Source organism: Pseudomonas sp. GW821-FHT02C04, from assembly GCF_059421845.1.
Genome location: NZ_JBWKVT010000010.1, coordinates 114,731 through 139,343 on the forward strand (window position 1 = coordinate 114,731; position 24,613 = coordinate 139,343).

The following is a 24,613-nucleotide window of genomic DNA, read 5'->3' on the forward strand; positions in this document are numbered from 1 at the left end:
CATTCGCATCCGTTGCGGTTCTACACAGGTCATGAGCAATGAAGTCCAGGGCAAAATCGGGTTCGGTCAAACAGTGGTTCGGTGCCTCGGCGCTGAGTTTTGCGGCGTTGGCGTTGCTGCCGATGAGCGTGGCGCAGGCCGCTGAAAGCAACAGCAGCCAGCCACAGAAACAGTTCAGTTTTTCCCTGGCCGTCAAACCGCTGCCCCAAGCCTTGAGCGATTTCAGTCGCGTGACCGGCCAGAGCGTGGTCTACACCGTTGAAGCGCCGTACGGCCTCGACGCCCCAGCGGTCAACGGGCAGATGAGCGCGGAACAGGCGTTGCAGCGTCTGCTCACCGGATCCGGCCTGACCTTCCGCCGCACCGACAGCCATACCCTGGCACTCGAACCGCAACCGACCGCAGGTGCGTTGAACCTCGGTGCGACCAACATCACCTCGGTTATGGATCAACCGATGAGTTACCAGCCACCGGAAACCAGTTCGGTGATGCGTTCCTCGGCCTCGCTTCAGGAAATCCCGCAGACCGTCAACGTGATCCCGGCCCAGGTCATTCGCGATCAGGCACCGCGCAACCTCGATGATGCGCTGGCCAACGTCAGTGGTATCACCCAGGGCAACACGCTGGGCAGCACCCAGGATTCGGTGATGACCCGTGGCTTCGGCGACAACCGCAACGGCTCGATCATGCGCGACGGCATGCCGGTGGTGCAGGGCCGTGGCATGAACGCGACCGTGGATCGTGTCGAAGTGCTCAAGGGCCCGGCCTCGCTGTTGTACGGGATTCAGGATCCGGGCGGCGTGGTCAACATGGTCAGCAAGAAACCCGAACTGACCCAGTACAACGCCCTGACCCTGCGCGGTTCGACCTACGGCGATGGCAAGAACGGCAGCGGCGGCTCGTTCGACAGCACCGGTGCGCTGGGTGACTCCGGTCTGGCCTATCGCATGGTGCTCGATCACGAAGACGAAGATTACTGGCGCAATTTCGGTACCCACCGTGAAAGCCTGATCGCGCCGTCGCTGGCCTGGTACGGTGAGCGCACCAAGCTGTTGTTTGCCTATGAGCATCGGGAATTCCTGACGCCGTTCGACCGTGGCACGCTGATCGATCCACGCACCAACCATCCGCTGGACATCTCGCGCAACGAACGTCTCGATGAGAAATTCAACGACATGGAAGGGCGCTCGGACCTCTATCACTTCGAGGCCGACCACGAACTCAACGACGACTGGAAAGCCCATTTCGGCTACAGCTGGAACCGCGAAACTTACGACGCCAGCCAGGTCCGCGTGACCGCGATCGACACCAAGAAAGGCACGCTGACCCGCAGCATGGACGGCACCCAGGGCGCGATCAGCACCGACCGTTTCACCACCGCCAGCCTCGAAGGCAAGGTCAATGTACTGGGCATGCAGCATGACCTGGTGTTCGGCGTCGATGACGAGTACCGCAAGATCTACCGCGCGGACCTGATCCGTCAGAAAAGCCTGAGCACCTTCAGCTACGTCAATCCGGTCTACGGCCGCGAAGTCGCCGGCACCACCGTCAGCCCGGCGGACAGTGCACAGACCGATCTGCTGCGCAGTGACTCGGTGTTCCTGCAGGACTCGATCCACCTCAACGACCAGTGGATTCTGGTGGCCGGCGGGCGCTTCCAGGAATACGACCAGTACGCCGGCAAAGGCGTGCCGTTCAAGGCCAACACTGACAGCAACGGCCAGAAGTGGGTGCCGCGTGCGGGCCTGGTGTATCGCTACACCGACGCGTTGTCGTTCTACGGCAGCTACACCGAGTCGTTCAAACCGAACTCGACCATTGCCCCGCTGAGCGGCAGCAGCACCGTGCTCGACGGTAGCATCGCGCCGGAAGAAGCCAAGTCCTGGGAGCTGGGCGCACGCCTCGACATTCCGGGGCGTGTCACCGGCAACATCGCCTTGTTCGACATCAAGAAACGCAACGTGCTGGTGGCCAACGCCGAAGGCCCGACCACAATCTACAGCGCCGCCGGTGAAGTGCGTTCCCGTGGCCTGGAAATGGACCTGACCGGCCAGCTCAGTGATCGCTGGAGCATGATCGGCAGCTACGCCTACACCGACGCCGAGGTTACGGAAGATCCCGACTACAAAGGCAACAAGCTGCAAAACGTGGCGAAGAACACCGGCTCGCTGTCGGCGGTCTACGACTTCGGCAGCGTGATCGGCGGCGATCAACTGCGCGTCGGCGCTGGTGCGCGGTATGTCGGTGAGCGAGCGGGTAACGCGGTGAATGATTTCGAGTTGCCGAGCTACACCGTGGCCGATGCGTTCGCCACGTACGACACCAAAGTCGAAGGGCAGAAGGTCAAGTTCCAGCTCAACGTGAAGAACCTGTTCGACCGCACCTACTACACCTCGGCGGCCAGCCGGTTCTTCGTGTCGATGGGCGATTCGCGGCAGATTTCGTTGTCGAGTACGCTGGAGTTCTGATCAGCGCAAAAACGCCTGGCGATACTCGCCGGGCGTTCCACCCAAAACCTGTTTGAAACGATTGGTGAAGTGACTGGCACTGGCAAATCCGCACGCCAGGGCAATCTCCCCCAACGGCAAAACCGTCCCCCGCAACAACTCCCGCGACCGGCTCAAACGCCGCGCCAGCACATACTGATGCGGTGGCAAGCCGAAGCTCACCCGGAACATCCGCGCAAAGTGGTATTCCGACAATGCACACAACCCCGCCAGTTGCCCGAGGCTGATCGGCTCGGCCAGTTGACTGTCGATGAACTCCACCAGTTGCCGGCGCTGGTGCGGCGCCAATCCACCTTTCAGACGCAAACCCTGACGCACGCCGACCTGGCTCAACAGGGTATGGCTGATCAATTCGTGGGCCAGGCTGCTGGTCAGCAAGCGCTCGGCAGGCTCGTCCCAGTTCAAGGTGAGTAACTGGCGAAACCGTTGGGCCTGCTGCGGATCTTCGAGAAAAGTCTGTTCGCGAAGCTGCATTTCCCGGGGCTCGCGATCCAGCAGGGTGACGCAACCCAGGGCAAATTGTTCAGCGCTGAAATACAGGTGGGCCAGACGAATATCGCCATTGATCACCCAACCCGATTCGTGGTCGGCCGGCAGGATGCACAGCTTGTCCGGGCCGCCCTTGTTACCGGGCTCACCACGGCGGAAAGTGCCGGTGCCGCCGGCGATGTAGCAGGAGAGGGTGTGATGGCTCGGCGCTTCGTATTCCTGGGCGTCGTGATGATTGGTCCACAAGGCTGCGGACAGGCCGTCACCCAACTCGGCGCTGTGCACAAGGCGTGCATTGGGCGAGTTGTTGAGGGCTTGAAAGACTTGCAGGGTATCGATGGCGGCCATGGTCGGTTCTCTTCAACGCCTTGCATCCTACTCCGTAGATTTCGCTCTGCCAGCCTGTGCTCCGACAAAAGCGCAAGTTTATGCAAGCGCGGGTGGAGGGCGTGGGCGGACACTGAAACCCAATCGAGGAGTGTCTGCCATGAACCTGTCGTTGTATTTGTTGACCGTGCTGATCTGGGGCACCACCTGGATCGCCCTGAAATGGCAACTGGGCGTGGTGGCGATTCCGGTGTCGATCGTTTATCGCTTCGGCCTTGCCGCGCTGGTGCTGTTTGCGCTGTTGCTGCTCAGCCGTCGTCTGCAACCGATGAACCGGCGCGGGCATCTGATCTGCGTGGCGCAGGGCTTGTGCCTGTTTTGCGTCAACTTCATGTGTTTCCTGACCGCCAGCCAGTGGATTCCCAGCGGTCTGGTGGCGGTGGTGTTTTCCACCGCGACCTTGTGGAACGCGCTGAATGCGCGGGTGTTCTTCGGTCAGCGCATTGCGCGCAACGTGTTGATGGGAGGGGCGCTGGGGCTGGGCGGTCTGGGTCTGTTGTTCTGGCCGGAACTGGCTGGGCATCACGCCACTCCGCAAACACTGCTCGGCCTCGGCCTGGCGCTCTGCGGCACCCTGTGCTTCTCGGCGGGCAACATGCTCTCGAGCCTGCAACAGAAGGCCGGTCTCAAGCCGCTGACGACCAATGCCTGGGGCATGGCTTACGGCGCGGCGATGCTGTCGGTGTGGTGTCTGGTCAAGGGTATTCCGTTCGAGATGGAATGGACGTCGCGTTACATCGGCGCGCTGCTGTACCTGGTGATTCCGGGTTCGGTGATTGGCTTCACCGCCTACCTGACTCTGGTCGGTCGCATGGGCCCGGAGCGCGCGGCTTATTGCACGGTGCTCTTCCCGGTAGTGGCGCTGAACGTTTCAGCGTTTGCCGAAGGCTATCAATGGACGGCGCCGGCGTTGGCGGGGTTGGTGCTGGTCATGCTGGGCAATGTGCTGGTGTTCCGCAAACCCCGCGCACCGATACTGCCGACCCAAGGCAAACTGGCCTGATGCACACGAGCGCTGAATGTTCAGCGCTCCACTTTTATAACGATGTAAATCAATAACGGAAATATGAAATCGACAATGTGTCGGGCCCAGTCCTTGGCATTCCACGTTTGTGACGTGTCCATGTCGAACCATTCAACACCGATGGTTTGCAGACCGACGTAATAAACGAACATGGCGATCAATAAACCAATGATCGAAAGTTTCTTCGCCTCATGGAAGGCTTCCGCTGATTCGTTGATTTTTCGAAAAAGGTGATAAGTGCCCAGCAGGCAGCAAACGGTGTAAATCACTTCCAGGGTAATGATCAGCCAGTAGATGCGGTGGTGCAGCATGGGTGAGGTGATTGCCCGATGTCGTATGTTTTCGTTGATCTGGGTGGTGTCCATGCTGAGGATGTGCCCGACATATTCATAGTTTGATGGGTAGTCGGTGAAGTTGCTGTACATCACGAGAAGGCCAAAGAAGCTGATATAAGCCATGAGTATGACTTTGCTGTAGCGGACAAGTTGATCGGTGGTCAGGTTTTTCAAGGTTGATGTTCTCCAGAAAGTTTTAATTTCTGGAGAGTCTATAGAGGCAGTGTCTGTTTCGTTGCTCAGTTCAATTGCAAGTTATGTTTGTTGGATAAATGATCGGGCAAGTGCCACACAGCACTTGCCCGACCTTTTTTAACCGCGCCAGACCTGTGGATTGACCAGATCCTGCGGCCGCTCACCGAGCAGGGCGCTACGCAAATTGGCCAGCGCACGGTTGGCCATGGCTTCGCGGGTTTCATTCGTCGCCGAACCGATGTGCGGCAAGGTCACTGCGTTTTTCAACTGGAACAGCGGCGATTCGGCCAGTGGCTCTTTCTCGTAGACGTCGAGGCCAGCGCCGCGAATACGGTTGTTCTGCAACGCTTCGATCAAGGCCGGCTCGTCCACCACCGGACCGCGGGAGATGTTTACCAGAATCGCCCCGGGCTTCATCAGCGCCAGTTCGCGATGGCTGATCAGGTGGCGGGTCTTGTCGCTGAGCGGCACCACCAGGCAGACGAAATCGGCCTCGGCCAGCAGTTGGTCAAGGCTGCGGAACTGCGCGCCGAGTTCCTGTTCGAGTTCGGTCTTGCGGCTGTTGCCGCTGTAGATAACCGGCATGTTGAAACCGAAACGCCCACGACGGGCGACAGCGGCGCCGATATTGCCCATGCCGACGATGCCGAGTGTCTTGCCGTGTACATCGCAACCGAACAGCGGTGCGCCGACGCTGGCCTGCCACTGGCCGGCCTTGGTCCAGGCGTCCAGTTCGGCGACGCGGCGGGCGCTGCTCATGATCAGCGCGAAGGCCAGGTCGGCGGTGCTTTCGGTTAGGACGTCCGGGGTGTTGGTAAGCATGATCCCGCGTTCGTTGAAGTAGGCGAGGTCGTAGTTGTCGTAGCCGACGGAAACGCTGGAGACCACTTCAAGTCTGGCGGCGTTTTCCAGTTGGGCCTTGCCGAGTTTGCGACCGACGCCGATCAGGCCGTGGGCGTGGGGCAGGGCTTCGTTGAACTGGGCGTTGATATCGCCGTTCTTCGGGTTGGGGACGATGACGTCGAAGTCCTGTTGCAGGCGTTCGATCATGGGCGGGGTGATGCGGCTGAAGGCCAGGACTGTTTTTTTCATTGAAGGAGAGCTCGTCGGGCGGCTGGATGCCAAGCAAGCTAACATTCTTGTCGAGGGTTATGCGAGTGCCTTGCTGCCTACCCGTTTAGGCGGCAGCAAGGGGCTGCGATTGCGGTATTAATTTTTTACCTCACTCCATCCAGAGGTATTGATTTTGCCAATTGCCTGGTGGCGGTTGCCTTCATCCAGAATGCCGACGTTGAACTCTGCTTTGAATTCACCTGTCTTGATATCAAATTTTTCGACAGTGAAATGTCCTGAGCTCTGGTCAGTCACGTAGTTCCTGCTGTGCGTTTCACCGTGCTCATCAATCCACACTTCTCGAAAGGTAGGGGCGATAGGAATGGCGGCATTAGGTAGCTCTTGGCGTCCTGTCTGGATGTTCGAAGAGAGCACGAGGCTGATTTCATTCCATTTGGTATCGCTGAGTTCATCTTTGGAAATTAAATAGATTCCAATGGAATTGCCATTGAAAAAGAATGTGACGTCACCTTTGAAATCGGGAAACTTGAAACCATGAATTTTGGCGTCAAGTGTGCCTACGTCTGCAACTGTTTTGATATCAGCGAACATGGTAGTGCTCCTTCGAATGAACTGTGAAATGACGTCACAGAGTTTCAATTCGAAGGAGTTTTTCGACCACTGTCATAAATGACAGTTTTTTAGAACGAATTGCTATAGCCAGGCTATCCGTTTCAAGTCGCGTGGCCATGAATCAGTTGGCCACCCGAACCCCCGCCAGACTCCCACTCATCTCATAAGCCGCCAACTCCGCCTGATGCCCCGCCAATATCTCTGGCAACGACCCACGCAGGTACTCAACCCAGGTCTTGATCTTCGCATCCAGATACTGCCGCGACGGGTAGATCGCATACAGGTTCAGTTCCTGCGAGCGGTAGTTGGGCATCACCCGCACCAACGAGCCATTGCGCAAGCCTTCAATCGCGGCGTACACCGGCAACACGCCGACACCCATCCCACTGGTGATCGCGGTTTTCATCGCGTCGGCGGAGTTCACCAGGAAGGGCGAGCTGTTGATGGTGACCATTTCCTGGCCGTCAGGGCCGTCGAAGGCCCATTTTTCCAAGGGGATCACCGGGCTCACCAGGCGCAGGCAGGCGTGGTTCAGCAGGTCGCTGGGTTTTTGTGCGCAGCCGTTGGCTTTCACGTAGGCCGGGGAGGCGCAGACGATGCTGTAGGTGATGCCCAGGCGTTGCGAGACGAAGCCCGAATCCGGCAGTTCGCGGGCCAGGACGATGGACACGTCGTAGCCTTCATCGAGCAGGTCCGGTACGCGGTTGGCCATGGTCAGGTCGAAGGTCACGTCCGGGTGGGTCTTGCGATACCGGGCGATGGCGTCGATCACGAAGTGCTGGCCGATGCCGGTCATGGTGTGGACTTTCAATTGTCCGGCCGGGCGGGCGTGGGCTTCGCTGGCTTCGGCTTCGGCCTCTTCGACGTAAGCGAGGATCTGCTCGCAGCGCAGCAGATAGCGCTTGCCGGCCTCTGTGAGCGCGATGCGGCGGGTCGTGCGGTTGAGCAGGCGGGTTTGCAGATGGGCCTCAAGGTTGGAGACCGCGCGCGAGACGTTGGCGGTGGTGGTGTCGAGTTGCACGGCGGCGGCGGTGAAGCTGCCCGCTTCGGCCACACAACTGAAGGCGCGCATGTTTTGCAAAGTGTCCATGGGGTGCTCTCAAGGGAGATGGCAAATTGTGACACGAAGTTTCAGGGGCTGAGACCCCCGACCAAGGGATTATCTCGTTAACGGTAACAAAGATTCACAGGAATCCCAGCTTATCGCCGTAAGGGCGCCCCCCTAGAATTGCGCCCACCTCGAAACATCCCCCACCTCAGGAATTCGCAGCAGTGCCGCGTCGCATCAACAGAGCGCTTTTGCCGCTCAGTGTTCTGGCTTTTACGTTAGGTCTCAGCGGCTGCATCGGAACCGGAGGCATTGCCCCGCAAGGCAAGGCACTGGAGGCCAATGAACTGGCCACCGACGACGCCATCGCCCACGCCGCCCGTGACGCAAACTGGCCCACCACCCAATGGTGGCAAGCCTACGGTGACCCGCAACTCAACCGCTGGATCGACCTGGCCGTGCAAGGCAGCCCGACCCTGGCCATGGCCGCCGCGCGAGTGCGTCAGGCCCGGTCGATGGCCGGTGTTGCCGAAGCCGCCGAGTCGTTGCAGATCAATGGCGAGTCGACCCTCAAACGCCACAACTGGCCGACCGACCAGTTCTACGGCCCCGGTGAGCTGGCCAACAGCACCACCTGGGACAACAACGCCGCGCTGGGTTTCAGTTACGCCCTCGACCTCTGGGGCCGTGAAAGCAACAGCACCGAACGTGCGGTGGACCTCGCGCACATGAGCGCTGCCGAGGCGCGTCAGGCGCAGCTGGAGTTGCAGAACAACATCGTGCGCGCCTACATCGAGCTCTCGCTGCATTACGCTCAGCGCGACATCGTCGCGGCGACGCTCAAGCAGCAACAGCAGATTCTCGAGTTGGCGCAGAAACGCCTGAACGGCGGGATCGGCACGCATTTCGAAGTCAGCCAGGCCGAAACCCCGCTGCCGGAAACCCATCGGCAACTGGATGCACTGGACGAAGAGATCGCCCTGAGCCGCAACCAGATCGCTGCACTGGCCGGCAAAGGCCCAGGCGCCGGTGCGCAGTTGCAGCGTCCGACCCTGTCATTGGGCGCGGCACTGAAGCTGCCTTCGGCATTGCCCGCCGGACTGCTCGGCCAGCGTCCCGACGTGGTCGCCAGTCGCTGGCAAGTGGCGGCGCAGGCTCGCGGGATCGATGTGGCGCATGCCGGGTTCTACCCCAACGTCGATCTGGTCGGCAGCCTCGGCTACATGGCCACCGGCGGCGGGGCGCTGGAGTTCCTGACCGGCAAGAAGCTCAACTACAACGTCGGGCCGGCGATTTCGCTGCCGATCTTCGACGGTGGGCGACTGCGCGCCGAATTGGGTGAAGCCTCGGCGGGTTATGACATCGCCATCGCGCATTACAACCAGACCCTGGTCAATGCGCTGAAGGACATCTCCGACCAGTTGATCCGCCGCGAGTCGATGGACAAGCAGCAGACGTTCGCCGCCGAATCGGTGGCTACGGCGCAGAAGACCTACGACATCGCGATGATCGCCTACCAGCGCGGGCTCACCGACTACCTCAACGTGCTCAACGCCCAGACCCTGTTGTTCAAACAGCAGCAGGTTCAGCAGCAGGTGCAAGCCGCGCGGTTGAGTGCCCATGCGGAACTGGTGACGGCATTGGGCGGTGGCCTTGGTGCGGGTAAAGACGTACCGACTGCCGAGCAGACCGCCGCACCGAAAACCCCGGCCCTTCTTCAAGCCCTCGACCACTGAGCAAGATTCAATGACTCCCTTGCCCGCACCTTTGCGCTGGCTCTACTCCCTGGAATGGCGCCGGGGTTTCTTCGACTGGTCGCGCAGCGACGGCGTGACCTGGGTCTACATCTTCAAGGTGTTGATCGCCGCGTTCCTGACCCTGTGGCTGGCAATGCGCCTGGAACTGCCGCAACCGCGCACGGCGATGATCACCGTGTTCATCGTCATGCAGCCGCAGAGCGGCCAGGTGTTCGCCAAGAGTTTCTATCGTTTCCTCGGCACCCTGGCCGGGTCGGCGATGATGGTCACGCTGATTTCATTGTTCGCCCAGAACACTGAACTGTTTCTCGGTTCGCTGGCGATCTGGGTCGGCATCTGTTCGGCCGGCGCGGCCCGTTGCCGCAACTTCCGCGCCTACGGTTTTGTGCTGGCCGGGTACACCGCCGCGATGGTCGGCCTGCCGGCACTCGCCCATCCCGATGGTGCGTTCATGGCGGCGGTGTGGCGGGTGCTGGAAATCTCGCTGGGTATTCTCTGCTCGACGCTGGTCAGCGCCGCGATCCTGCCGCAGACCGCCAGCGCAGCGATGCGCAACGCCTTGTATCAACGCTTCGGTGTGTTCGCCCTGTTCGTCACCGATGGCCTGCGCGGGCGCAGCAAGCCGGAGTCGTTCGAGGCCAGCAACGTGCGTTTCATCGCCGAAGCGGTGGGGCTGGAAGGGCTGCGCAGCGTGACCGTGTTCGAAGACCCGCACATGCGTCGGCGCAATGGACGGCTCAGTCGCCTGAACAGCGAGTTCATGGGCATCACCACCCGTTTCAACGCCTTGCACCAGTTGCTTGAACGCCTGCGCCGCAACGGCGCCGATCATGTGGAAGCGGCGATCAAACCGGGCCTGCAGGATCTGGCCGAAGTACTCGACGGCTTCAGTGGTCGTGCCCTGACCAGCCCGGATGCGGCGCGTCTGGTGACGGCGCTGACGGCGTACAAGGAAGGTTTGCCGGCGCGGGTGCGCAGTCTGCGGGCGGCCTTCCAGGAGAGTGGGCCGAGCGAGGCCGAGCTGCTGGATTTCCACACGGCGTATGAATTGCTTTATCGCTTCGTCGATGACCTGCACGGTTATGCACAGACCCACGCGTCGCTGGCCGATCACAGCCACGAACGCGAGCGCTGGGACGAGCCATTCACCCCGCAGACCAGTTGGTGGGCCGCAGCGGCTTCGGGGATTCGTGCCACGTTCATCCTGGTCGTGCTCGGCAGTTACTGGGTCGCCACCGCGTGGCCGAGCGGTGCGACCATGACCCTGATTGCCGCTGCCACCGTGGGCTTGTCGGCGGCGACACCGAACCCGAAACGCATGGCGTTCCAGATGGCCTGCGGCACTTTCCTAGGGGCGTTGATCGGCTTCGTCGAGATGTTTTTCATTTTCCCGTGGATCGATGGCTTCCCGCTGTTGTGTGTGATGCTCGCGCCGGTGATCGTGCTCGGCTCCTTCCTCGCCTCGCGGCCGCAGTACGCCGGCGTCGGCCTCGGTTTGCTGATCTTCTTCAGCACCGGTTCGGTGCCGGACAACCTGACGATCTACAACCCGTACACCTTCATCAACGACTACATCGCCATGGTCATGGGCATGCTGGTCTGCGCAGCGGCAGGCGCGATCATTCTGCCGCCGAACAGCCGCTGGTTGTGGCAGCGCCTGGAGCAGGACCTGCGCGGGCAAGTGGTGTACGCGATCAGCGGCAAACTCAAGGGCCTGGCGTCGAGCTTCGAAAGCCGTACCCGCGACCTGATGCATCAGGCTTATGGTCTGGCGGCCGGTCAGCCGCAGGTGCAGAAAAACCTGCTGCGCTGGATGTTCGTGGTGCTGGAAGTCGGCCACGCGATCATCGAGTTGCGCAAGGAACAGGCGATCCTGCCGGTGCATCCGGCGTATGCCGAATCCCAGCCGTGGCGTCAGGCGATCCGGGTCATGGGGCGTTCGCTGGTGCGGCTGTTCCTGCAACCCAATTCGAGCAATCTGGAACGCGCACTGGTTGCGGTCGATCACGCGATCAGCCGTGTCGCCGCCACCGATGAGCCGTTCGCACCGCACTTCGATACCTCGGCGCTGCGTCGGGTGAAGAGTTACCTGCACTTCATCCGCACCTCATTGCTCGACCCGCAATCACCCCTTGCTGCCTATGCCATCGCCAAGCCCGAAGGACTTGCCCATGCCTCGTGAAATCGCCTTCCACGGCGTGTACATGCCGACCATGACCCTGATGTTTTTTGTCGCCGCAGCACTGGCCTGGGCGCTGGACCGGTTTCTGTCAGGGTTCGATCTGTACCGTTTCTTCTGGCACCCGGCGCTGCTGCGTTTGAGCCTGTTTACCTGTCTGTTCGGCGCAATGGCGCTGACTGTCTACCGTTGAGTCTGAGAATTGTCCCGATGAAAAAGTTTTTCAGCCTGCTCGCGACCCTGCTGGTGCTGGCCCTGGCGCTGTGGATCGGCCGCACGTTGTGGGAGCACTACATGAACACTCCGTGGACCCGCGATGGCCGGGTCCGTGCCGATATCATCAACGTCGCGGCCGACGTCACCGGTGAAGTGGTCGACGTGCCAGTGCGCGACAACCAATTGGTGAAAAAAGGTGATCTGCTGATGCAGATCGACCCCGAGCACTACCGCCTCGCGGTGAAACAGGCGCAATCGCTGGTCGCATCGCGCAAAGCCACGTGGGAGATGCGCAGGGTCAACGCCCATCGCCGCGCCGATATGGACGCCTTGGTGATTTCCAAGGAAAACCGCGACGACGCCAGCAACATCGCAGACTCCGCACTGGCCGATTACCAACAGGCCCAGGCGCAACTGGAAGCCGCCGAACTCAACCTCAAACGCACTGAAGTGCGCGCGGCGGTGGACGGTTACGTGACCAACCTCAACGTGCATCGTGGCGATTACGCCCGCATCGGCGAAGCGAAAATGGCCGTGGTCGACATGAATTCGTTCTGGGTCTACGGATTCTTCGAAGAAACCAAACTGCCCCACGTGCGCGTCGGCGACAAAGCCGACATGCAACTGATGAGCGGCGAAGTCCTCAAGGGCCATGTGGAGAGCATCTCTCGCGGTATCTACGACCGCGACAACCCGGAAAGCCGCGAGCTGATTGCCGATGTGAACCCGACGTTCAACTGGGTGCGTCTGGCGCAACGGGTGCCGGTGCGGATTCACATCGATGAAGTGCCGGAGGGTGTGCTGCTGGCGGCGGGGATTACCTGCACCGTTGTTGTGAAGCAGGACGCTGTCGAGTAATTCGTTGGCGAGGGAGCATGCTCCCTCGCCCGATTGGCTGGTTGTTAGCCCTGGCAAAACGTCTCGTGCAAATGCCGCCAGATCACCCGTCCGGATTCGGTTTTTTCAAACACCACGGTTGAACGTCGATCCGTGTGCAAGCCGCTCGCATCGCTTTGCTGCTCGCGGTAACTCACTGTCGCGCCGTGTTCATGCAAGGCAATCCCGCAAAGCTCGTCGAGATCGATCCTGAAACCGCTCCTCTTCCCGCCCGCCATTTGAAACAGCGCACGTAACGCCTCGAAGTCCAGCACACGCCCCAGCGGCGTCACCATGGAAAACCGTGGCGAAAAACGCGTCAGCAATCGCTCCAGTGCGGCCTCTTCTTCCACAACGGCAAACCATCGTTCGATGGCCTCATGGGCCTGGATCACTTCGTCAAAGTAGTCGGTGTAGTCAGTCATGTGGATTTTTCCTGAAGGTGAGGTGAGTGCAAAAGGGCGAGCACGTTCGATGAGTCGAAACGCAGCACGGCGGCCATCGGCAACAGCGTGAGCAGTGCAGCTGCGAAAAAGCAGTATTTGAAACCGTTGGCGCCCAACGCGCCCAGCAGAGAGCTGAGCAGTGCCGCACCGAGGCAGAAGCCGAGTTGCCGGTTGATGTTCCACAAGGCGCTGGAGTGGCCCATTTTCTCTGGTGTGATACCGACAAACGCCAGGGTCTGCGCGGTAACGCTGCACAGACTGCCGCCCAGCCCCATCAGGGCGTAAGCGAGGATCAGCGGGCCACTTGCGGGTCGGTCGATCTGCATCAGTACGACGATGCCAAGGCATTGAAACAGCATGCCGACGATCAGCAATGGCTTGGGGCCGGTCCGGTTGAAGTTGCGTTTACCCAGCATGATCGCCACGCCCGAAGCCGCCGCCCAGGACAGCATCAGCGCCCCGGTTTGCGCTGCACCGAAACCGAGGTCATGCAGGTACAACACGGCGATCATGTTGGTGCCGGTAAAGATGCCGGGCACAAACAGGTAGATCAGCATCGCCAGGCGCAATGACGGGTTCCTGATCAGTTGCAGATCAAGGACTGCACCCAATTTGTTCCAGCCATCGCGCAGGTAGATCCACAAGGTGATGACGCTGAGCAGCAGGACACCGCCCGCGAGATGTCGGGTTGCGGGGGCGCTCGCCAGACTGACGGCCATCAGCAACAGACTCAGCGCTGCCACCGCCAGCAGCAGGCCGCGGGCGTCCAGTGTCGGGCGCTCACTCGTTGGCTGATCCGCTTTCAACCAGAGCAGGCCCAGACCGAAAGCGAAAAGCGCCACCGGCATGTTCAGGTAGAAAATCCAGCGCCACGACAGCGCCTCGACAATCAAACCACCCGCCGCTGGCGACAGCGCCGGCACCATCAGTGCCACCAGCAAAACCACACCGGTGAAGTGCGCGCGTTGTGTCGCCGGAAACTCCCGATAGGCCAAGGCCTGACCAACCGGAAGCAGCAACCCGCCACCCAACCCTTGCAGCAGTCGCCAGCCGATCAGGGTTTCAATCGAAGTCGCCTGAGCGATAAGCCCGGAGGCGATTCCAAACACCAGCAGCGAACCGAGGATCAGCCGCCGCTCGCCCACTCGCGCAGCCAGCCAAACGCTCATCGGAATGATCAGCGTCAGCCCGAGCATGTAGGCGTTGGTGATCCACGCCAGTTGCGTCACCGAGGCGTGCAACTGCGCGGCGATGTCCGGGTAGGCGATGCTCGCGGCGAACATGTTCAGCAGGTCGAGGGCGAACCCCAACAGATACACCAGCGCGACTTTCGAGCGATAGGCCATGGCAGCTTCCCTGTGATGAGGTGTGCAGGGTAGGGCGCTGGTGGCGATAGAAATACGCTGGTTTGGCTGCTAGTTTGTCAAAATTATTTTGACAGGGAGCGCTGCGAACATGGTCAGCCTGGATCGATTCGACACCTTCAAAGCCGTGGTCGAGGCCGGCTCGCTGACCGCCGCCGCTGACACGCTGGGGCAAACGCGGGCGGTGGTGAGCTTCAACCTCAAGCGTCTTGAGGAAGAGTTGGGCGTCACTTTGCTCACCCGCAACACCCGGCAACTGGCCCTGACCGATGCCGGCGAACGCTTTTACCGACGCTGTCTGCGCACCCTCGACGAAGCACGCTTGGCCATCGAGGAAGCACGCTCGGAACACTCGCAACTCAAGGGCACGCTGCGCATCACTACGACCGTGGAGTTCGCGCTGGCGCAGGTGGTGCCGGCGCTGGAGGTGTTTCGACAGCAGCAGCCGCAACTGAATATTCACTTGTCCACGTCTTCGACCCATGCCGATCTGATCTCCGAACGGTTCGACATGGCAATTCGTCTGGGCCGCATGCACGACTCCAATCTGCGGGCGGTGCAGCTGTCGACGTTCGAAGTGTTTGCCGTGGCGGCGCCGGGGCTGGTCGAGCGATTTGTGCCGGTCGATACGCTGTCGGTGCTGGAGTCGATGCCGACGCTGGGGCATGGGCGAGTGCCGGAAATGACGGTCAGCGACCCGGCCGGCACCGAGCATGTCTACCAGCCAAAACCGGGAACCACCGCCATCGTCGCCGACAACTCGGCGACCCTGCGTGCCTTTGCGCTGACCGGGCAAGGCGTTGCGATTCTGCCGCAGTGGCTGATTCAGGAAGACCTCGACGCCGGGCGATTACAACGTTTGCTGCCGAATTACCGTTTCGCCCAGCAAGGTGTGTACGCGCTGTACCCGGACACCCGGCACCTGCCGCTGAAGGTGCGGGCGTTCATTGATTTCATGAAAGGGTGGGGCTGACTCGATCTCAGAGTTGCCCGCGCAACCCGAACCGCTTCATCAACGTCGACTCCAGCAACCCTTTCGGCAACAAGGTCGCCAGCAACGGCAACGCCCGGCTGCCATTGCCGATGCGGATCAGTCGCGGCGGCTTGCTCTGCTGCACAGCCTTGAGCAACTCGGTGGCAAAGTCGCTGGCCGGGGTCGGTTTGTCCTGGGACGCCTTGGCCCGCGCCCGAATGCCTTCACGCAGGGGAAACCACGGCGATTGTTCGTTGATCAGTTGTTCGGCCTCATGGCCGGCATTCTTGGCGAAGCTCGATTGAATCGCCCCCGGCTGCACTTCCAGCACGCGAATGCCGAACGGTGCCAGTTCCATGCGCAACGCATCGCTCAACGCGTGCACTGCCGCTTTCGACGCGCAATACGCACCAGCGAACGGTGTGACCAAAACCCCGGAAACACTGCCGACATTCACCACCAGGCCTTTCGCCCGGCGCAACACAGGGAACAGCGCGCGGGTCACGCCGACAATCGAAAACACGTTGGTTTCGAACTGGCGCTGCATGGCCGGAACACCGCCGTCGAGCAGCGGGCCCATGGCGCCGTAACCGGCATTGTTGATCAGCACATCGAGGCCGCCGTGTTGCTGGTTGATTCGCTCGGCGAGTTGCTCCAGCGCTGCGTTGTCATTGACGTCGAGCTGCACGGCCGTGAACCCGGCCGCGCCGAGCGCCGCGACATCTTCAGCCCTGCGCGCACTGGCCCAGACTTCAAAACCGGCCGACTTGAATGCATCGGCGAGGGCGCGGCCGATGCCGCTGGAACAACCGGTAATCAACGCAACGGGCATGGCGCATTCCTTGTGCAAAAGAGTGGAAGAGGGGATCAGTCGGAGAAACTACCCTGCAATCGCTCGGCGCGAAACTCCAGGGTTTGCGGGCGATAACCGGGACGCAGCGGCGGCATCGGCAAGCAGTCTTCCCAGTTGCCGCCGGCCTGCAGTTCGCCGGGGCCGCGATAGCGTGGAGCGGCGTATTGATTGTCGGCCAGGTTCACGGTGTCGCCCGGCGCGTAGGCTGCAATGCGCCAGCGCAGTTCGGTCAGCGGCACGTTGTTGCCGTTGTTCATCTTCAGCTGCAACGGGCGATCTGCCGGGCACTGCTCAGGCGCATACGTGATACGCAACTCAAGCCGCGCCAGTTGCTTGATCTCGCGGTTGTCCAACCACACCACCCACATCGCCACCAGCCCGAGCCCGACAGCGGCGGCCATGGACACCGGCAAGGCCTTGGCCGGGTAGCGCAACAGCAGGATCAGCCAGGTGATGACCAGCAAGACGCCGATGAACATGTCGCGAAACCTCGTGGGCAGGGAAGGTTCATCCTACCTAAGCCTGGAGGCGGTTGGCGAACAAAAAAGCCCCCGCCCAACCCGCTGCGGATAGGGGACGCAGCGGGCTGGACGGGGGCTTCTTGTTTTACGGAACGCTTACTGCGCGATGGTTTTCACCGACACGCCGCGTTCGATCGGGGTCGAGCGACCGTAGATATCTTCGAAGCGCTCGATGTCGTCTTCGCCCAGGTACGAGCCCGACTGCACTTCGATGATTTCCAGCGGGATCTTGCCCGGGTTGCGCAGGCGATGGACCGAGGCGATCGGGATGTAGGTCGACTGGTTTTCGCAGAGCAGGAACACGTTCTCGTCGCAGGTCACTTCGGCGGTGCCGCTGACCACGATCCAGTGTTCGGCGCGGTGATGGTGCATCTGCAGCGACAGGCACGCGCCCGGCTTGACCGAGATGTGCTTGACCTGGAAGCGCCCGCCCATGTCCACCGAGTCGTAGGAGCCCCACGGGCGGTAGACCTCGCAGTGGTTCTGGGTTTCGCTGCGGCCCTGCTCGTTGAGGGTGTTGACCATCTGCTTGACGCCTTGGACCTTGTCCTTGTGGGCGATCATCATGGCGTCCTTGGTTTCGACCACCACGATGTTCTCCAGACCGATCACCGACACCAGTTTGCCGTTGCCGTGGATCATGCAGTTCTTGCTGTCCTGGATGACCACGTCACCCTTGCTGACGTTGCCGTTGGCGTCCTTCTCGTTGACTTCCCACAGCGACGACCAGCAACCGACATCGCTCCAGCCAGCGGTCAGCGGCACCACGCAGGCGCGCTGGGTTTTTTCCATCACGGAGTAGTCGATGGAGTTGTCCGGGCAGCAGGCGAAGGTAGCTTCGTCGAAGGTGATGGTGTCGGCGTCTTGCTGGCTGCGCTCGAGGGTCAGCAGGCAGGTGTCGTAGATGTCCGGATCGTGCTTTTTCAGCTCTTCGAGGAAGCGGCTGGCGCGGAACAGGAACATGCCGCTGTTCCAGTAGTAACCGCCGGACTCGACGTACTCGGTGGCGCGTTTGACGTCGGGTTTTTCCACGAAGTGCGAAACGCGGCTCACGCCTTCCGGCAGCAGTGAATCGCCGGTGGACTTGATGTATCCGTAGCCGGTTTCCGGTTTGGTGGCCGGCACGCCGAACAGCACCATTTCGCCGTTTTCGGCGGCGACGGTGGCCAGGGCGAGGGCGCGTTGCAGGGCTTTCTGGTCTTCGAGAACGTGGTCGGCCGGCAGTACCAGCATCAGTTCGTCGCGACCTTCATTGACCAGCATCATCGCGGTCAGCGCCACGGCCGGCGCGGTGTTGCGGCCGAACGGCTCCATCAGGATGCGCTGGCATTCCAGCTTGCGATTGGCCAACTGCTCGTTGACGATGAAGCGGTGATCCTTGTTGCAGACCACGATCGGGGTGTCCATGCCTTCGAACACCAGACGTTCGAGGGTTTGCTGGAACAGCGTGTGTTCGCCGGTCAGGGCGAGGAACTGCTTGGGAAACTGCTTGCGCGAAAGCGGCCAAAGACGTGAGCCGCTACCACCTGACAAGATCACCGGAATCATATTGTTTACTCCATAAAATCGATTGGGTCAGAGCCACGAACGTTGTGTCGTTTCACTCTTGTTGTTATTCCGTACCGGGCAGCGACGGCTGCCCGGTTTCATGTGCTTAGCGGGTCGACACCGGGCGTTTCACCCAGACTGGCGACAGGTTGCTGCCGTTGCCGGTGACGTACAGCACCGCGGCTTCACCGCGTTCCAGCGCCACCGGTTTCACGTCGCCGACTTTCTTGTCGCCCTCGTACAGCGCGAGGCTGACTTTCACCGGGTTGATTTCGCGCTCGCCACGGCCCTTGGCGGCCACGTTCGGCACCACGTCGGTCTTGCCGTCGGCGGTCTTCAGGGTCAGCGGCTTGTCGCTGAGGTTCTGCACGCGCACCAGGGATTTCTGCTTGTTCTTGAACGGCGGTTCTTCGATCAGTTGCGGCGCGCCGGAGGCGTTGTTGACCAGGGTGTAGTAGTGATCACCGGCGAGTTTCACCGGCAGGGTCTGGCTGCCGACCTTGGCGCTGTAGTCGCCGCCCGGCATGAAGCTGAAATCGCTGCTGGCCAGCGGCGCGACATCGGCAAGGTTGGTGCTGCCGACAGTGGCGCTGACTTCAGCGTTGCTGGCGTTGTAGATGCGCACGAAGGTCGAGCCTTTCGGTGCAGTCGGGCCGTACAGCGCAGCGTCGCCGCCGGCAAACGCCTGGACCGACAGCACGCTGAGGCCAGCGACCAGTGCGAAGCGTTTTGCGAGACGACGAGGAGTAGTAGTGAAAGTCATGGTGTACCTCTCTTTCAGTTTTGCGCCCGATCGGGCGTCTCGGATTTAGTGTTGATTGCTACGTTTTGTTGGCGCGCGCCGGCTTGTTTGAGCTCTGCGACCCACTGCGGGTCGGCGTCGCCGATTTCGTTGTTCACAGGCAGATATCGTTCAGGAAACTCCCAGATCAGCACCTGTGGCGGGCTGTTCTTGAAGTCATCGCTTTTCAGGTAGCTGAGCATCGGCAGGATCGGGCCGTGGCCGTCCTCGGCGTAGTTGACGACGTCGCTGTGCAGCGCTTGCTTGAGCGCACCGACGAAGTTCCAGTTGGGGTTGGCGCTGTAGCTGGTGCCGATCAGCGCGACCGGCACTTCGCTGTTGGCGAACAGCGCGTCGTCACCGGCAGGCTGCTCGGTGGCGGCCACGGTGCTGCGCTTTTGCAGCGGCTCCTGCGCCGGCATCAGGTTTTCGAACAGCGGATCCAGCGGCAGGAACAGACGCAGGTCGCCCTTGTGCGTGACCTTCTCGGCTGGCGTGGTGACAAAGCGCTGCGGCTCGCCGCTGAGCGGGAACTTGTCGGCGATGGTCTTGGCCAGGGTGTTGGCGGCGATTTCCGCGCCTTCCGGGGTCCAGTGGGTGTCGGTGCGCAGGAACACTTGCTGACCGTTCTGCTTGGCCTTTTGCAGCGGGCCGAGCAGGTCCGGGGCGAGGATCTTGTCCGCCGCGACACGGGCGTGGAAGTCTTGATAGAGGTTGGCGTGGATGCTCGCCGGTTTCACTTCACCCAGATGTTCCGGGTACAGGCGAACCTTGGCCGGCACAATCGCCATCACCAGTTTCACGCCTTTCTCTTTCAGGGTCTGGCGCACGCCTTCGACCAGCGCGTAGTTGCCTTGCAGGTTCAGCTCTTCGTTGACGATCGGGTTGAATTCCTCATCGCTGTACAACCACTGATCGCGACCGAGCACCACGCCCGGACGACCTTCGTTGAACAGTTTGAAATCCAGCGCGGCCCAGAGATTGGTGCCCAGACGCTTGATCGGGAATTCATCGTCGTAGTGGGTTTCCACGGCTTTGGTCCAGCGGCCGTTGAGCACCGTCGCGTCGGCATTGGTGCTGAAGCCGAAGAAGCTGCGCACCGACCACAGACCGAGCACCAGCAGGGTCACCAGAAACAGCGCGATGTAGAAGATGCGTAATGAGCGGGTCATGTCAGATCCCTCAGAACTGGAAGTAAAGGAACGGCGAGAAGCTTTGCGCCGAGAGTTTGAGAATCGAGGCGATGAACAGCAGCAGGATCAGCCCGCGCATCACGTAGCGCGACCAGTCCGCCGTCCAGTACGCCGGTTGCACCTGGGCGTCGACGCCGACGGTGTAGCCAGGTTCGTGGATGCTCGCCGGGTTTTCGCCCGGAGCAGCCTTGATCAGACCCGGTTGAGCACCGGCAGGGCCGTCGCTTTCGACGTTGACCACAGGTTTGGTCTTCACCGGAGGCTGATGGGTGTACAGATCACGCAGACCGAAGAACGCCAGGGTCACGTAAGCCACCACCAGAGTCGCCACTTGCAGGCCGGTGAGGCTGGCCTGATTGAGTTCCGACAGCGACCAGTTGCCGAAGCTGAACATCGCGCCGTACATGCGGCCGGCAACATGCAAGTTCTCGGCGCGGAAGATCACCCAGCCCATGACCACCAGCAGGAAGGTCAGCGCCCAGCGGATCGGATTGAGGCTGCGCGGCGAGGTGTTGAGGCCGAGCATTTTCTCGATCGCCAGCCACATGCCGTGCCACGCACCCCAGACGATGTAGGTGATGTTCGCGCCGTGCCACAGACCACCGAGCAGCATGGTCAGGAACAGGTTGCGATAGGTCATCAGCGTGCCTTTGCGGTTGCCGCCGAGGGTGATGTAGAGGTAGTCACGCAACCAGGTCGACAGGCTGATGTGCCAGCGGCGCCAGAACTCGGTGATCGACTGGCTGATGTAAGGCTGCTTGAAGTTTTCCATGAAGCGGAAACCCATCATCAGGCCCAGGCCGATGGCCATGTCGCTGTAGCCGGAGAAGTCGAAATACAGCTGCGCGGTGTAGGCCAGCGCGCCGAGCCAGGCATCACCCGTGGTCGGGTTTTGCAGGGCGAAGCAATGGTCGGCCACCACGGCGAGGGTGTCGGCGATGAAGACTTTCTTGATGAAACCCTGCATGAACCGTGTGCAGCCCTCGGAGAACTTGTCGAGAGTGTGGGTGCGGTTGTTGAACTGGTCGGCCAGGTCGCGGAAGCGCAGCACGGGACCGGCGATCAGGTGCGGGAAGATCGCCACGAACGCCGCGAAGTCGATCAGGTTGCGGGTGGCCGGGGTGTCGCCGCGGTAGACGTCGATGATGTAGCTGATCGACTCGAAGATGTAGAACGAGATACCGATCGGCAGCAGCACGTGGGTCAGGATGAACGGTTCCAGCCCGACCGACGTCATCATTGCGTTGATGCTGTCGACGCCGAAGTTGGCGTACTTGAAGTAGCCGAGGATGCACAGATCCACCGCCACGCCGAGCAACAGCCAGCGCTGGGCCGGTTGGGTGCGCACACCGGCGGCGCCGACTTTCAGGCCGATCCAGTAGTTCCATAGGGTGACGCCAGCGAACAGCGCCAGGAAGTCCACCCGCCACCACGCGTAGAACACGTAGCTGGCGATCAGCAGCAGCAGATTGCGATAGCGTTGCCCGCTCAGGTAGTACAAGCCGAGAAAGATCGGCAAGAACAGAAACAGGAACACGTTGGATGAAAATACCATCCCGATCTCTCCATGTTTGAACCAACAGTCAAGGGCCAAAGCCCCCCCAAACCCCCCGTGGTGTTGGAGGGGTGAAACGATCAGCGATTAACTGCCCTTGTTGCCTTTCTCGTGGGACGGGTCGTAGACCTTGGTCAGGTCGCCGCCGAGGCGGAAGGTCTTGAACGGTTGCATGCCGTGCTTCTTCTCAATCACATCCGGCGAACAGGTGTAGAGCGTGCAGAACGGCTCAAGCCAGGCGAATTTCATGTCCTCTTTCAAATCGGTCATGTCCTGTTCCTTGCCGTTCTTCTTCTCGAAGTCCTCGGGATCTTTCACCCCGGCCAGCACCCGGTCACCCAGACGCTTCAGCGCGCCATTGTTTTCCTGACGCAGATCCACACCATTGATCTGGGCAAAACTGGCGATCATCGCCAGCGGCGGCAGGGCGTAGTTGTGGTAGGCGAGGGCGCGTTGCTGGCGCTTGAGTTCGTTCGGCAGGTAGCCGTCGGCGTCGATCTGATTGGCGCCGACCTTGTATTCCTTGACCGCCCAATCGAACAGGTCGCGGCGGTTGGTGGCGATGGACGTCGCCATCACCGACCAGGCGGCCCAGTACGAGTGGTTGTTGGTTTTTTCCAGCGGCAGGTTGTCCCAGTCGCTGACCACCTGATCGGCCATCTTGCTGAACCAGGCTTCGATCACCTGGGCTTCCTGCTGGTGCTGGGCCAGCGGATGGGAGTCGGAGAACTTCAGGCGAATGTACGAAGAGGCCATGCTGCCCAGCGCCCATTTGCGCATCGACTTGCCGGTGTGGTTGAAGTCTTTCGACATCAATGCATCCGCCCGAGCCCAAGTAGCCAGCCAGTTCAGTGTGCAGTCGAGCTGTTCCGGACGACCGTCGCGCATGAACTGCATCACCCGCTTGGCGGTGCCTCGCTCCAGGGTGGTGATGTCTTTGGTGGTGTCGCGGAAAGCTTTTTCCGACTGCACGTTCAGCGTGGCGCGGGCCTTGTCCGAGCCTTCGTACTTGCTGCGAAATTGCAGCGGCCCGGTGTACGGCGCCGGCATCGCATCGCAGCCTTCGCTCTTGTCGCCGGTCTTGAATTTATCCACAGGCGCGAAATAGCCCTGTGGCGGACGCAGTGGTGCAGCGGCCTGCGCGGTGCCGGCGAAGATCGCCAGCCCGAGCAGCGTCGGTGCTAAAAGAGTTTTCAGTTTCGGATTTCGCATAGCAGACCTCATTGCCCGACCTGAGCGGTTTGTTGCCCAGCGCCCGGGAATACGTTGCGTTTGCAGATTTTCGCTTCGACTTTCTGTGGCGCGGCGCCGGCTTCAGGGCCCTGGACTTCGACTGCCAGCAGGTTTTGCGAGGCCCAGTCTTCGTCCGTGCGCAGCTCAAAGGCGAAACGACCGTCGGTGTCGGAGGTTTCCGGTTTCTCGATCTTGATGTCCTCGTGGCGACCGTTCATGTACCAGAGGGTGGCTTGCAGGGTTTTCACCGAGGGATCGGCGAAGCGGATGTCGACCTGATGGCTGCTGTTCTGCAGGTTCAGGTTCTTGCTGTTGACCAGCAGTTCTTGTTTGCCGCCCGGCTTGAGCGTGGTGCTGGCGGACATTTGCGCGTCTTTGCCTTCGCAGCCGTTGTCGAGCAGGGACATCATCTGGCGATAGATGGTTTCCTGGTCAAGGCGGTACAGCGGCGAGAATTCCCAGATGAGAATCTTCGGCGGAGTCTTCTGGAATTCGTCGCTGCCCAGGTACTGCAACATCGAGCCTTCCAGACCGCCGCCGGGGAAGGCGACGTTGAGGATGTCGGCGCCGATGGCTTCTTCAAGGAACCCGGCGAAGTTGTAGTTCTTGCCGCTGTGGGAGGTGCCGACCAGCGTAATTTGCGGGTTGCCGGAATCACCGAACAGGTCTCCGTCACCGGCTTCGCCTTTCGGCTCGGTGGTGAACTGGTCCATGTACTGGATCGCGTAACTGGTGCCGCACAGTTGCCCGGCCATGTTGTGCAGGGTGCCGGTCTTGCCCATGCGCCCGGAGCGCTTGGTTTCGAATTCACGCTTGGGAATGTCGGCGAAGGCCGGGATCTGCTTGACCTTCTCGGCGACGATTTTCGCCGTGCGCTGCGCACCGTAAGGCGTCCAGTGCTGGTCGCCACGGAAGTAGAAATCGTGGGCGGGCAGGGTGTCGGGCAGCGATTCGTTGGTCAGCGGCGACAGGTCCGGCACCACGTAACCCATCTGCGCGAAACGGCCGAGCATGGTCTTGTAGTTGCCCAGCGCTTTCTCGTAATCGAACGCGGCTTTTTCCTGCGGGTTGAGCTTGTTGCGGTTCACCAGACCACGGGTCGGCTGGTAGACGATCACCAGTTCGACGCCTTTGGCCTTGAACGCATCGTGCAGCTGTTGCAGGCGTTTGTAGCCGGCCGGGGTGGTGTTGAACTCGGTGCGCAAGTCTTCCTGAGTCCGGAACAGCCAGTCGCCCTGCGCCTGCACCAGCGTGGTGAAGTTCTGCTGGTAACGGGTGGTGTAGTTCTTCGCGTCATGCGCTGCCGGGCACAGGCTGCAGCACGGTTCGGCGGTGAACTCGGGGGCTTTCACTTCGTCCGCACGGGCGCCGTTGCTGGCCGCCAGAATGCCCACGGTCAGGGCCGACAGGCTGAGTAACTTGATCAGGTGTGGGTGCATAAAATTGT

22 protein-coding genes are annotated in these 24,613 nt (G+C 61.0%); 7 read left to right on the top strand and 15 right to left on the bottom strand.

The window, feature by feature from the left end; all coding sequences use genetic code 11:
• The first annotated feature begins 38 nt into the window (after positions 1-38).
• Positions 39-2,468 (top strand): TonB-dependent siderophore receptor, encoded by a 2,430-nt coding sequence (locus AC07VV_RS27775; RefSeq protein ID WP_495038070.1) that lies wholly within the window; start codon positions 39-41, stop codon positions 2,466-2,468.
• Here AC07VV_RS27775 and AC07VV_RS27780 read toward each other — a convergent pair whose 3' ends face one another.
• Positions 2,469-3,344 (bottom strand): helix-turn-helix domain-containing protein, encoded by an 876-nt coding sequence (locus tag AC07VV_RS27780; RefSeq protein WP_495038071.1) that lies wholly within the window; start codon positions 3,342-3,344, stop codon positions 2,469-2,471.
• A 139-nt stretch (positions 3,345-3,483) separates the two neighbouring features.
• Here AC07VV_RS27780 and AC07VV_RS27785 point away from each other — a divergent pair, with 139 nt between their 5' ends.
• Entirely contained in the window at positions 3,484-4,386 is a 903-nt protein-coding gene (locus tag AC07VV_RS27785; protein WP_457382034.1) for a DMT family transporter, read from the top strand.
• A gap of 20 nt (positions 4,387-4,406) precedes the next feature.
• Here the strand turns inward: AC07VV_RS27785 and AC07VV_RS27790 are convergent, their stop codons facing one another.
• The 4 genes from AC07VV_RS27790 to AC07VV_RS27805 all read right to left on the bottom strand — a co-directional run bounded on the left by AC07VV_RS27790 (position 4,407) and on the right by AC07VV_RS27805 (position 7,713).
• Positions 4,407-4,916 carry a DUF2165 family protein gene (locus AC07VV_RS27790; protein ID WP_495038072.1) on the bottom strand — a complete coding sequence of 170 codons (510 nt, stop codon included), beginning with the start codon at positions 4,914-4,916 and terminating at the stop codon, positions 4,407-4,409.
• A gap of 138 nt (positions 4,917-5,054) precedes the next feature.
• Positions 5,055-6,029: a 2-hydroxyacid dehydrogenase gene (locus AC07VV_RS27795; RefSeq protein ID WP_495038073.1), complete on the bottom strand. Its 975-nt coding sequence runs from the start codon at positions 6,027-6,029 to the stop codon at positions 5,055-5,057.
• A 117-nt stretch (positions 6,030-6,146) separates the two neighbouring features.
• Positions 6,147-6,602 (bottom strand): hypothetical protein, encoded by a 456-nt coding sequence (locus AC07VV_RS27800; protein WP_495038074.1) that lies wholly within the window; start codon positions 6,600-6,602, stop codon positions 6,147-6,149.
• Between the two features lie 142 nt (positions 6,603-6,744).
• On the bottom strand, positions 6,745-7,713 hold the full coding sequence (locus AC07VV_RS27805; protein WP_085729683.1) for a LysR family transcriptional regulator: 969 nt from the start codon (positions 7,711-7,713) through the stop codon (positions 6,745-6,747).
• Between the two features lie 182 nt (positions 7,714-7,895).
• On the opposite strand from AC07VV_RS27805, the gene AC07VV_RS27810 reads away from it, so the two are divergent.
• The 4 genes from AC07VV_RS27810 to AC07VV_RS27825 are packed head-to-tail and all read left to right on the top strand — an operon-like array spanning position 7,896 to position 12,681.
• Entirely contained in the window at positions 7,896-9,407 is a 1,512-nt protein-coding gene (locus tag AC07VV_RS27810; RefSeq protein WP_495038075.1) for an efflux transporter outer membrane subunit, read from the top strand.
• Between the two features lie 10 nt (positions 9,408-9,417).
• Positions 9,418-11,610 (top strand): FUSC family protein, encoded by a 2,193-nt coding sequence (locus tag AC07VV_RS27815; RefSeq protein WP_495038076.1) that lies wholly within the window; start codon positions 9,418-9,420, stop codon positions 11,608-11,610.
• The gene (locus tag AC07VV_RS27820) at positions 11,600-11,800 is read left to right on the top strand and encodes a DUF1656 domain-containing protein (protein WP_003221811.1); all 201 of its coding nucleotides are present in this window, start codon (positions 11,600-11,602) and stop codon (positions 11,798-11,800) included. The genes AC07VV_RS27815 and AC07VV_RS27820 overlap by 11 nt, the downstream gene beginning before the upstream one ends.
• Before the next feature lie 17 nt (positions 11,801-11,817).
• Complete coding sequence (locus AC07VV_RS27825) at positions 11,818-12,681, top strand: efflux RND transporter periplasmic adaptor subunit (RefSeq protein ID WP_096819130.1); 864 nt, start codon at positions 11,818-11,820, stop codon at positions 12,679-12,681.
• A 44-nt stretch (positions 12,682-12,725) separates the two neighbouring features.
• Here AC07VV_RS27825 and AC07VV_RS27830 read toward each other — a convergent pair whose 3' ends face one another.
• Entirely contained in the window at positions 12,726-13,124 is a 399-nt protein-coding gene (locus AC07VV_RS27830) for a DUF4440 domain-containing protein (RefSeq protein WP_495038077.1), read from the bottom strand.
• The gene (locus AC07VV_RS27835) at positions 13,121-14,491 is read right to left on the bottom strand and encodes an MFS transporter (protein ID WP_495038078.1); all 1,371 of its coding nucleotides are present in this window, start codon (positions 14,489-14,491) and stop codon (positions 13,121-13,123) included. Before AC07VV_RS27835 ends, AC07VV_RS27830 begins: the two co-directional genes overlap by 4 nt.
• A 109-nt stretch (positions 14,492-14,600) precedes the next feature.
• Here AC07VV_RS27835 and AC07VV_RS27840 point away from each other — a divergent pair, with 109 nt between their 5' ends.
• Complete coding sequence (locus AC07VV_RS27840) at positions 14,601-15,482, top strand: LysR family transcriptional regulator (RefSeq protein ID WP_495038079.1); 882 nt, start codon at positions 14,601-14,603, stop codon at positions 15,480-15,482.
• A 7-nt stretch (positions 15,483-15,489) separates the two neighbouring features.
• Here AC07VV_RS27840 and AC07VV_RS27845 read toward each other — a convergent pair whose 3' ends face one another.
• From AC07VV_RS27845 to AC07VV_RS27880, 8 genes are all read right to left on the bottom strand, one after another.
• Complete coding sequence (locus tag AC07VV_RS27845) at positions 15,490-16,314, bottom strand: SDR family oxidoreductase (protein WP_495038080.1); 825 nt, start codon at positions 16,312-16,314, stop codon at positions 15,490-15,492.
• A gap of 35 nt (positions 16,315-16,349) precedes the next feature.
• Positions 16,350-16,814, bottom strand: a complete 465-nt coding sequence (locus AC07VV_RS27850) for a multidrug transporter (protein ID WP_495038081.1) — start codon at positions 16,812-16,814, stop codon at positions 16,350-16,352.
• A 138-nt stretch (positions 16,815-16,952) separates the two neighbouring features.
• Positions 16,953-18,404: a mannose-1-phosphate guanylyltransferase/mannose-6-phosphate isomerase gene (locus AC07VV_RS27855; RefSeq protein ID WP_096819141.1), complete on the bottom strand. Its 1,452-nt coding sequence runs from the start codon at positions 18,402-18,404 to the stop codon at positions 16,953-16,955.
• Positions 18,405-18,510: 106 nt separating this feature from the next.
• Positions 18,511-19,167, bottom strand: a complete 657-nt coding sequence (locus AC07VV_RS27860) for an alginate O-acetyltransferase AlgF (protein ID WP_102619493.1) — start codon at positions 19,165-19,167, stop codon at positions 18,511-18,513.
• 14 nt (positions 19,168-19,181) lie between these two features.
• Entirely contained in the window at positions 19,182-20,357 is a 1,176-nt protein-coding gene (locus tag AC07VV_RS27865; protein WP_495038082.1) for an alginate O-acetyltransferase, read from the bottom strand.
• A 10-nt stretch (positions 20,358-20,367) separates the two neighbouring features.
• Positions 20,368-21,933 carry an MBOAT family O-acyltransferase gene (locus AC07VV_RS27870; RefSeq protein WP_495038083.1) on the bottom strand — a complete coding sequence of 522 codons (1,566 nt, stop codon included), beginning with the start codon at positions 21,931-21,933 and terminating at the stop codon, positions 20,368-20,370.
• Between the two features lie 87 nt (positions 21,934-22,020).
• Positions 22,021-23,145, bottom strand: a complete 1,125-nt coding sequence (locus AC07VV_RS27875; RefSeq protein WP_495038084.1) for a mannuronate-specific alginate lyase — start codon at positions 23,143-23,145, stop codon at positions 22,021-22,023.
• A gap of 8 nt (positions 23,146-23,153) precedes the next feature.
• Positions 23,154-24,605, bottom strand: coding sequence for an alginate O-acetyltransferase (locus AC07VV_RS27880; RefSeq protein ID WP_495038085.1), 1,452 nt, complete (start codon positions 24,603-24,605; stop codon positions 23,154-23,156).
• Positions 24,606-24,613: the final 8 nt, after the last annotated feature.

What these genes read in the sequence shown, in the direction of transcription:
- AC07VV_RS27825 (WP_096819130.1), top strand. Translation starts at nt 11,818, where the DNA reads ATGAAAAAGTTTTTCAGCCTGCTCGCGACCCTGCTGGTGCTGGCCCTG.
- AC07VV_RS27840 (WP_495038079.1), top strand. Translation starts at nt 14,601, where the DNA reads ATGGTCAGCCTGGATCGATTCGACACCTTCAAAGCCGTGGTCGAGGCC.
- AC07VV_RS27835 (WP_495038078.1), bottom strand. Translation starts at nt 14,491, where the DNA reads ATGGCCTATCGCTCGAAAGTCGCGCTGGTGTATCTGTTGGGGTTCGCC.
- AC07VV_RS27855 (WP_096819141.1), bottom strand. Translation starts at nt 18,404, where the DNA reads ATGATTCCGGTGATCTTGTCAGGTGGTAGCGGCTCACGTCTTTGGCCG.
- AC07VV_RS27775 (WP_495038070.1), top strand. Translation starts at nt 39, where the DNA reads ATGAAGTCCAGGGCAAAATCGGGTTCGGTCAAACAGTGGTTCGGTGCC.
- AC07VV_RS27870 (WP_495038083.1), bottom strand. Translation starts at nt 21,933, where the DNA reads ATGGTATTTTCATCCAACGTGTTCCTGTTTCTGTTCTTGCCGATCTTT.
- AC07VV_RS27820 (WP_003221811.1), top strand. Translation starts at nt 11,600, where the DNA reads ATGCCTCGTGAAATCGCCTTCCACGGCGTGTACATGCCGACCATGACC.
- AC07VV_RS27795 (WP_495038073.1), bottom strand. Translation starts at nt 6,029, where the DNA reads ATGAAAAAAACAGTCCTGGCCTTCAGCCGCATCACCCCGCCCATGATC.
- AC07VV_RS27860 (WP_102619493.1), bottom strand. Translation starts at nt 19,167, where the DNA reads ATGACTTTCACTACTACTCCTCGTCGTCTCGCAAAACGCTTCGCACTG.
- AC07VV_RS27880 (WP_495038085.1), bottom strand. Translation starts at nt 24,605, where the DNA reads ATGCACCCACACCTGATCAAGTTACTCAGCCTGTCGGCCCTGACCGTG.
- AC07VV_RS27815 (WP_495038076.1), top strand. Translation starts at nt 9,418, where the DNA reads ATGACTCCCTTGCCCGCACCTTTGCGCTGGCTCTACTCCCTGGAATGG.
- AC07VV_RS27830 (WP_495038077.1), bottom strand. Translation starts at nt 13,124, where the DNA reads ATGACTGACTACACCGACTACTTTGACGAAGTGATCCAGGCCCATGAG.
- AC07VV_RS27845 (WP_495038080.1), bottom strand. Translation starts at nt 16,314, where the DNA reads ATGCCCGTTGCGTTGATTACCGGTTGTTCCAGCGGCATCGGCCGCGCC.
- AC07VV_RS27865 (WP_495038082.1), bottom strand. Translation starts at nt 20,357, where the DNA reads ATGACCCGCTCATTACGCATCTTCTACATCGCGCTGTTTCTGGTGACC.
- AC07VV_RS27805 (WP_085729683.1), bottom strand. Translation starts at nt 7,713, where the DNA reads ATGGACACTTTGCAAAACATGCGCGCCTTCAGTTGTGTGGCCGAAGCG.
- AC07VV_RS27785 (WP_457382034.1), top strand. Translation starts at nt 3,484, where the DNA reads ATGAACCTGTCGTTGTATTTGTTGACCGTGCTGATCTGGGGCACCACC.
- AC07VV_RS27875 (WP_495038084.1), bottom strand. Translation starts at nt 23,145, where the DNA reads ATGCGAAATCCGAAACTGAAAACTCTTTTAGCACCGACGCTGCTCGGG.
- AC07VV_RS27850 (WP_495038081.1), bottom strand. Translation starts at nt 16,814, where the DNA reads ATGTTCATCGGCGTCTTGCTGGTCATCACCTGGCTGATCCTGCTGTTG.
- AC07VV_RS27800 (WP_495038074.1), bottom strand. Translation starts at nt 6,602, where the DNA reads ATGTTCGCTGATATCAAAACAGTTGCAGACGTAGGCACACTTGACGCC.
- AC07VV_RS27780 (WP_495038071.1), bottom strand. Translation starts at nt 3,344, where the DNA reads ATGGCCGCCATCGATACCCTGCAAGTCTTTCAAGCCCTCAACAACTCG.